Origin of the sequence: Lactococcus sp. (genome assembly GCF_036648155.1) — a bacterium.
In the GTDB taxonomy this organism is placed as follows: Bacteria; Bacillota; Bacilli; order Lactobacillales; family Streptococcaceae; genus Lactococcus; species Lactococcus cremoris.
On sequence record NZ_JAVXIY010000057.1, the window covers coordinates 1 to 503 of the forward strand.

The window sequence follows — 503 nt, forward strand, 5'->3', positions numbered from 1 at the left end:
ATTCCAATAACTATACTGTCTGCTCCATTATCTCATGCAGCTTTAATAATTTCTCCAGTTCCATAAGTTGTTGTAATCATTGGATTTCTATCATCTCTATTTACAAGTGCTATTCCACTAGCTTCAGCCATTTCGATAACAGCTGTTTTTGAATTACCAAGCATTCCAAAGCTTGCTTCAGTAGCCTCGCCTAAAGGTCCTTTTACCATTACTTTTTTAATAGAACCACCTGTTGCCAAAACTAAAGCTTCAACAGTGCCTTCTCCGCCGTCTGCCATTGGTACCTTAATGCATTCTGCATCTTTTATTACTTTCTTTATGCCTCTCTCCATTGCATTACAAGCTTCCATAGAAGACATGCTTTCTTTAAATGAATCTGGTGCTAATACAAATTTCATAGTAATTCTCCCTCTTTTCTAAACTTTATAGTATAAATCCAAATATTATAGTTGATACAATTGTCATTGAAAGTCCAACTAATGATTCATATGGTATAAGTTTTA

1 pseudogene is annotated in these 503 nt (G+C 34.4%); it reads right to left on the bottom strand.

The annotated features are described in order from the left end of the window. Positions 1–35: 35 nt before the first annotated feature. Positions 36–398 (bottom strand): annotated as a pseudogene (locus RSC39_RS12110) (glycerate kinase); the annotation flags it as partial. Between the last annotated feature and the right edge of the window lie 105 nt (positions 399–503).